Here is a 6,924-nt window from a genome sequence, read left to right on the forward strand (position 1 = left end):
ATGGTTAATCCCTCATGAGATCCATTGTACCACTATCTTTACGCTTATAAAGGTAGGTGCACGTGGGTATATTATACACTTTTTAGCGTCAATGTTATGATAATTCTTGGTTCTTGAAAGGACTTATAGGAAGGATTTTTATTCCTTGTTTTAATTATTTTATCTACATGTTCATCCACCTTGTGGCGCGCAAGAGACTGGTTTTATTGATTCAACAAATACAGATTTGAAATGAGAGAATCTTACAATACTTGTGGTTTTGACATAAGGTACAAAATAATTAATTATCATTATAAATCAAAGTATTATAATTAATTGTAGATTATGATTTATGGCTTTTTATAGAATGGTTTGCGTGCCTTTTATACGGAATATAGGGTTTTCTTAGTGGTTTTACTGTCATTTTAGGTGTTTGTGGCGTACGAATGAGGTGTACTGATAAAGGATGAGAAAAAGAAGGTGGAGCAGTGATAAAAGGTGAGGTGAGAATAATATTTCCTTGATCATCATATGATTTTGCATGCATTTTTATGGCTTCAGGTGTGCATGTTTGTTGTCTCATATTGTTGGCTTTTGTTATGTTGCTCCCATAAGGTTTTAATGTTGCTAGTGTTAATTGGGGGTTTCCTTGGTGCAAAAATCCTATTTCAAGAAGTTGTGCAGCTTTTTCTTCTCTTTCACTTATGTTGTTAGCACCTAGAATGACAGCAATAATTGTACGTTTATTGCGGGTGGCTGAGGCAACAAGATTAAAACCAGAGGCACAAATAAAGCCTGTTTTCATACCGTCTATCCCATAAAAACGGCCAATGAGGTTGTTTGAGTTATGTTGGATTTTTCGATTATTACCAAAATCAATGGCTGGAATAGAAAAATAATGAGCATATTGTGGAAATTCTCTACGTATTTGAACGGCTAAAAGAGCAATATCGCGTGCCGTGGAATAGTTTTGAGGATCTGGTAAACCACTTGCGTTCGCAAAATGGGTGCCAAACATGCCTAAACGTTTAGCTTCGCTATTCATTTTATGTACAAAATCTTTCTGTGAACCCGCAACAGCTTCACTCATGGCAATGGCTAAATCATTGGTAGATTTAACCATGGTGATACTTAAGGCTGTATCAAGTGTGAGTACAGAACCAGCTTTATAGCCTGAACGATATGAGGGAGCTTTTGCGGCGTATTCGCTGATGGTGATATGTTTGTTTGGTGAAACTTCTCCTCGGCTCATGGCACGAAAAATAACATAAGCGGTCATTAATTTTGTCAAGGAAGCAGGATACCAACGCTCAAAAGCTTGATTATGTTTTAAGATACGCCTCGTTGTAACATCAACAGAAATAAAAGGCTGCGCTAAAGCAACAGCGCTGGATAAACTCAAAATCACAGAAAAAAATAAATTATAGAAGAGACGTTGCATTAATTTAAATCTAGTTCCCTCTTATTCGTTATTTAGAATTGTTTTAATGTAGCACACAAAGCTTTTAAGTCTAGGATAGGGAGGAAAGATGGTTAATTGCTGTATCCGTTGTGTCTGTGGGATAAAAACCAACACTCATTTTTATTTTCCCCTTGAATTTGGTTTGATGACTTAAGTATCTCAAGAAATACTTTTTAAATAATGAAGATTGTACAAGATTTCATGTTCTTGGAGGGATTGAATTTCTCAGAAAGGAATGAATCTGTATAATCATGCATTTTTCTTGCTCTCCTGTTAGGATAGCCCTTGGCACTTGAGACGGTTCGTAAAAAGCATTTTAATCTTTTCTTGTATCGTTTTATTCACACAGATATCCCCGCTTGTAATGTGTAAGAAAATGATTCTAATTGATTCAACCTAGAATAGATTTGAAATGAGAGAATCTTACGGTATTCAGGGTTCTCATTCAAGTTGAATAACGCTAAAACATCCTTATAAGTCAATGAGATGTATGTTATTTAAATGATTTTAAAGAGAGGAAGAATTCTTTTTCAAAAAAAATTACACATTGATTATTTCTTATCATGTACATGTGTTTTATAATTTTGAATTAGAAAGTTTGAAGTATCTTTCTTATATTTTTGTTCCCTATACTCCGCTCAATATACAAAGTTATGCATTATTCTTATCAATTAGTGCATTGTTTCATGATGATTTAGTTTTTGAAGTTTCTGAACAGCGTATGGTGGCATAGGAGGAGGGGTAGGATCTTGAGCTGCTAAGAGAAGCAGTTCATCACACGCTTTTTCAGTTTTTTGGACAAGTTGATCTAGAAAATCACGTTTGCTTAAACCCGCTTCTATCGGGGGAAGAATACGGACACGAATTGTTCCGGGATAGCGGCGAAAATTATTGCGTGGCCAATATAAACCCGCATTGTGTGCAATAGGGACAACTTGAAGTCCTAATTCATTATAGAGCGCGACAATTCCTGACTTATAATCTGGTTCTTGACCGGGTTGTCGGCGTGTTCCTTCGGGAAAAATCAAGATTTGGCGCCCTTGTTTTACTTTCTCTTTTGCTTTTTGTATAATCATTTTTAAAGCTTTGATGGGTGTTGTGCGGTTAATGGGGATAATTTGCGTTTTTGCCATATACCAGCCAAACAATGGAATCCACATCAATTCACGTTTTAAAATGAGAGTGGGATCATCAAAATAAGGAACAAGACTGAAAGTTTCCCAAGCTGATTGATGCTTTGGAGCAATGATATAGGGGCCTTTGGGAAGATTTTCTAAACCTTCAATCTCATAACTTGTGCCTGCGATGTATTTTTGCAAAAAGAGTGTAACGCGTGCCCATGTTTTAGGGACAATCCATGCCTTTTTGCGGGGCATTAAAAAATAAACGGGAGCGTAAAGAATCATTTGTATGAAAGTTGTTGTATAAAAAGCGAACGTAAAAAGAATAGAACGAAGGATAAGCACTACATTTTCCATTTTATATCTATAAGAAGACTTCATATATAATATAATTCACATGAGAAAACATCTTCTTTATGTTTTCTCAAGCATCTATTTTTTCGGTAACTCATTTTCCGATATTTAAAAACAGAAGGAAAGAGGTTAATGGAATTACAAAAAGATAAACTTTTTATTCCACGGATTTTATCTATTGCGGGAACAGATCCTTCTGGTGGCGCTGGAATGCAGGCGGATTTGAAGGTTTTTTCAGCTATGAAAACTTATGGTATGAGTGTGGTTACAGCTGTTGTTGCACAAAATACTCAGGGTGTGCGTTCTTTTCAGGCATTAGATGCTTCTTTTGTTGCAGATCAAATTGATTCTGTTTTTGAGGATATCCATGTTGATGCCGTTAAAATTGGTATGGTTGCAAATGCTCAGATTGCACAGGTTATTGCAGAACGTCTTGCTTATCATAAAGTGCGTTTCATTGTTTTTGATCCGGTTATGGTTGCAAAAAGTGGTGATGTTCTTTTAAAGTCTGATGCAATTGAAATTATGCGTGATGTTCTTGTGCCGATGTCAACTTTGATCACGCCAAATTTGCCTGAAGCTGCACTGTTATTGGGGGGTGAAGTGCAATGGTCTTTAGAGACTATGTATCAATATGCTCCACGACTCTTGGCGCTAGGGTGTCATGCAGTTTTGTTAAAAGGGGGACATTTGAATACGCTTACCAAAAATAGCACAGAAAATTACGATTGTTCTAGTCCAGACCTTTATTGTGATTGTGAAAACCTTTTTATACTTGAAGCTTCTCGTCTTTCAACTACTCATGATCATGGGACAGGGTGTACCATTTCTGCTGCCATTGCAGCTCTGTTACCTACTCAACCTTTGGATTGCGCTGTTAAACAAGCAAAAGATTATTTGCATGGCGCTTTAACTGCTTCAGATGCTTTAAAAGTAGGGAAAGGGCGAGGGCCGCTTCATCATTTTTATGCATTATGGAAAGATTAATACAACGATTGATTGTGAAAAATCTTCACTCTATGAATTTGTTTCGTCATTATATGATGTTTTGGACTTATGACTGATAAGTGTTAGCGCATTGTAGCTTAACAGTTATTTTGTATTAAGAAGGATAAGAAAAAATGTTATAATTTGCTTCTTTTATATATTTTTTACGATTAATCTATCCTGTTTCAGAGGCAATTTTGAGTATAAAAAAGAGAGCAAGGAATTGTAAAATCAGGATTTGATAGCAAAAAGAGTAGAGGGAAAGACCTTTTACAAGGCGATATTAAAGCTGGCGGATCCTGCTATATTCGCTGTTTCTTATATTGGTGGCAAAACAGGGTGAGCCAAAATCGTCATCAAAATTATTATATATCTAACATTTACATAGTTTTTGTCAGCATGGATAGGGTTTTCTAAATAGAAATTGATACTTCCTGATGGAATTATTAATGATCTTTCAGGTGATGTGGTAAATTTTTTTCGGATATTACAACGTCATTATCCTTTTTTATGGAACTGCTTTATAGAATTATTGGCGTTTCAGATGAGTAGCTATGAGGAGTTTCAACATTTAATACAGCAAGATCTAGAAACTTTTACGAATTTAGAGCGGATTTTAAGGTTTTTATATTTATAGTGATTCAGTTTTAGCGAGAAGGTAGTCGATTGCACAATCGGAGTTTCAATAGACCTGTAGCGTATGGTTTAATCTTTTCAAAATTGAATTTTTATTCTGTTGTTTAGCTGATGTTACCATTAAACATTTAAAATGGTCTGATTTTATTGTGCACTATGACGGTTTCAATACTTTATGTTACCTTATCTTGATTTGAAGTTATGTTCCTCATGTAAAATAGAATGCACTTAATATTGTTAATTCACATGTCTATTTTAAAGAGATTTCTCTCAAAGTGTGTCACATCCATTTTATAATAACGTTCGTGAATGGTCTAAAGCCTTTATGAAGTGTATAAAGCTATTATGCTTCCCATTTTTACGTTTTCAAGGTGAAAGGGGTACCTCCCTATACTATTTTAGCTCCCAATGTTGCGATAATCTTTGGTATTTCAGAGCGTTCAGAAGAAGAGTTTTTATTCCTTTCTTCAAGTGAATTTTATTGATGCCTCAATTTTTCCTGTTATGCGTGAGTAGATGATTGTGAGTGATTTTAATGTATAGAGATTTGAAATGAGATAATCCTATGATATTTGAGACGCTTGCTCAATATGAATAATGATAAATTATCTTTATAAATCAAGTTATTAATTTATTTTTGTGTTGAAGATTATTCTGGATAAGAATTTGTTCAAGAAAGAGGATTATCAAATGATGTGCCAGAAATCCCAAAAACTTAATTTACTCTAAATAATAGGTGAAAACAGTTTATTTCGTTTGAAAATAATTACAATTAGCGTGAGGGATTTTTCATCATCAACTGTGACATAGAAAAAGAAACAATACACATAAAGGACCTTTAAATGATCTTTGAAAGATTTTTTAAGCTCCTTTGGTTATTTTATAAAGCGAAAATTTTTTCTATTAATTAACTAACAGACTAACCATCTAACAAATTATGATGCAACTGTCGTTTTAAATGTTTGCTTTCGAGCTCTTCATAAATATCAGTAACAGACAGTAGATTATCGATCATATAAAAAAATTACATTTGTTCAACTTAGATTTGTGATAGATATCTTTATTTAAGACAAAGTAAAAAATAAGAAAATTTGAGTGAGCCATTTGAAACAATTATGTTTATAAAACTGATTTTAGCTTTTCACTATCAGTATTAAAGGCGATTGGCCAAGCTTTCTTGGTTATATCGATTGCTTGATCATATTTGAGTTCTGCTGAAAATAATAAATTCTTTTAATTGATGAGCAAAAAAGAATTCAGAGCTAAACCACTATGTGTTTATTGGAATAAATTTTAAATTCACCAAAGTTTGTAAAGCCCAATTTTTTATAAATGCTAATTCCCTCGTGAGAGGCTTGCATACCAATAACATGATATCTCTTTCTTTTTAAATGCTCAATAGCAATTTTTGTCATGAATGTCCCAATACCTTTTTTCTGAAAATCTGGCTTGGTGACAATATCATACAATCCACCAATCCCATCCGCTTTAATACAAAAACATATTGCTATAGGATTGTTATTTATATAACCAACGAACATCTCTACATCAGAGTCTTTTTTATAACAACGCCCTATTGTTTCATAAAATATAACTGCTTCTTCATTAAAAGGCTCGAAGACTGATGCCATAACATTTCCATAATCTCTAAAATCTTGAAGTGATTCAACTTCCTTGATTTTGAAGCTATCTGGCATAGAAGTAACATGTGAGTCTATATCTTGCGCTAAAGCTGCCATTCCTACCTCTGTTTCAACATGCTCTAAGCCAATAGATAAGAGAACTTCATCAACTTTATAATGAGATGAATGAGGTCCAACCCACTAAACTAAAGGTAGTTTCTGCGCATTAAAGGAAGCGATTATAGATTTTGCCTGCTCTACAGGTATAGTTTCTTGTAAATTTTTAGAAGAGATAATATTGAATGTATCTGAAGCGAATGTTGAATTAATAGAAGACACGCCATTTGAAAAATCAACAACCTTCATTTTAGGGCACAATTTTGGTAAAAAACGTACTTTTGAACAAAAATTATTCATCTAATGATAAGTCAATTTTTGATTTGTTTAACATTTGTTTTTCTTGTCATTGCTCATCATTTCTAATTAATCTTTTATACGGGGGCTGTAAAAAATCCGTCTAAGTTAAAAATTATTATCTTAAATCTAAGCCCCCAATCCAATAGATGCTTCATAAGAAATTACGAATCTTAGAAAAACTTTGAAAAAAAATAAATTGATACAAGATCGAGTGGAAAAATATACAAAACCTGCTGGCAAGCTACATACAGCTACAACAACCGATTGTAGTTTGACACTAGGTTTTGTACTAAGTGGGAAAAGGTGGGATTAGGTAGGAATACGTGATAATTTGTTGTTTTTATGT

At 33.8% G+C, this 6,924-nt stretch carries 5 protein-coding genes; 2 read left to right on the forward strand and 3 right to left on the reverse strand.

The window, feature by feature from the left end; translation table 11 throughout:
- Positions 1-322: 322 nt before the first annotated feature.
- Together ACFIL2_RS10195 and ACFIL2_RS10200 are read right to left on the reverse strand one after the other, a co-directional pair.
- Positions 323-1,420 (reverse strand): D-alanyl-D-alanine carboxypeptidase family protein, encoded by a 1,098-nt coding sequence (locus ACFIL2_RS10195; RefSeq protein ID WP_375642807.1) that lies wholly within the window; start codon positions 1,418-1,420, stop codon positions 323-325.
- Positions 1,421-2,112: 692 nt separating this feature from the next.
- Positions 2,113-2,919: a 1-acyl-sn-glycerol-3-phosphate acyltransferase gene (locus ACFIL2_RS10200; protein ID WP_273790137.1), complete on the reverse strand. Its 807-nt coding sequence runs from the start codon at positions 2,917-2,919 to the stop codon at positions 2,113-2,115.
- Between the two features lie 129 nt (positions 2,920-3,048).
- On the opposite strand from ACFIL2_RS10200, the gene thiD reads away from it, so the two are divergent.
- Positions 3,049-3,903: a bifunctional hydroxymethylpyrimidine kinase/phosphomethylpyrimidine kinase gene (gene thiD, locus ACFIL2_RS10205; RefSeq protein ID WP_375617415.1), complete on the forward strand. Its 855-nt coding sequence runs from the start codon at positions 3,049-3,051 to the stop codon at positions 3,901-3,903.
- Positions 3,904-5,801: 1,898 nt separating this feature from the next.
- Here the strand turns inward: thiD and ACFIL2_RS10210 are convergent.
- Positions 5,802-6,278, reverse strand: coding sequence for a GNAT family N-acetyltransferase (locus tag ACFIL2_RS10210; RefSeq protein WP_375633918.1), 477 nt, complete (start codon positions 6,276-6,278; stop codon positions 5,802-5,804).
- 181 nt (positions 6,279-6,459) lie between these two features.
- Here ACFIL2_RS10210 and ACFIL2_RS10215 point away from each other — a divergent pair, with 181 nt between their 5' ends.
- Entirely contained in the window at positions 6,460-6,582 is a 123-nt protein-coding gene (locus tag ACFIL2_RS10215) for a hypothetical protein (RefSeq protein ID WP_375633916.1), read from the forward strand.
- The last annotated feature ends 342 nt before the right edge of the window (positions 6,583-6,924 follow it).

It is taken from the genome of Bartonella sp. AP30XZML (assembly GCF_042195945.1).
Taxonomy (GTDB): domain Bacteria; phylum Pseudomonadota; class Alphaproteobacteria; order Rhizobiales; family Rhizobiaceae; genus Bartonella.

What these genes read in the sequence shown, in the direction of transcription:
- ACFIL2_RS10195 (WP_375642807.1), bottom strand. Translation starts at nt 1,420, where the DNA reads ATGCAACGTCTCTTCTATAATTTATTTTTTTCTGTGATTTTGAGTTTA.
- ACFIL2_RS10200 (WP_273790137.1), bottom strand. Translation starts at nt 2,919, where the DNA reads ATGGAAAATGTAGTGCTTATCCTTCGTTCTATTCTTTTTACGTTCGCT.
- thiD (WP_375617415.1), top strand. Translation starts at nt 3,049, where the DNA reads ATGGAATTACAAAAAGATAAACTTTTTATTCCACGGATTTTATCTATT.
- ACFIL2_RS10210 (WP_375633918.1), bottom strand. Translation starts at nt 6,278, where the DNA reads ATGGCAGCTTTAGCGCAAGATATAGACTCACATGTTACTTCTATGCCA.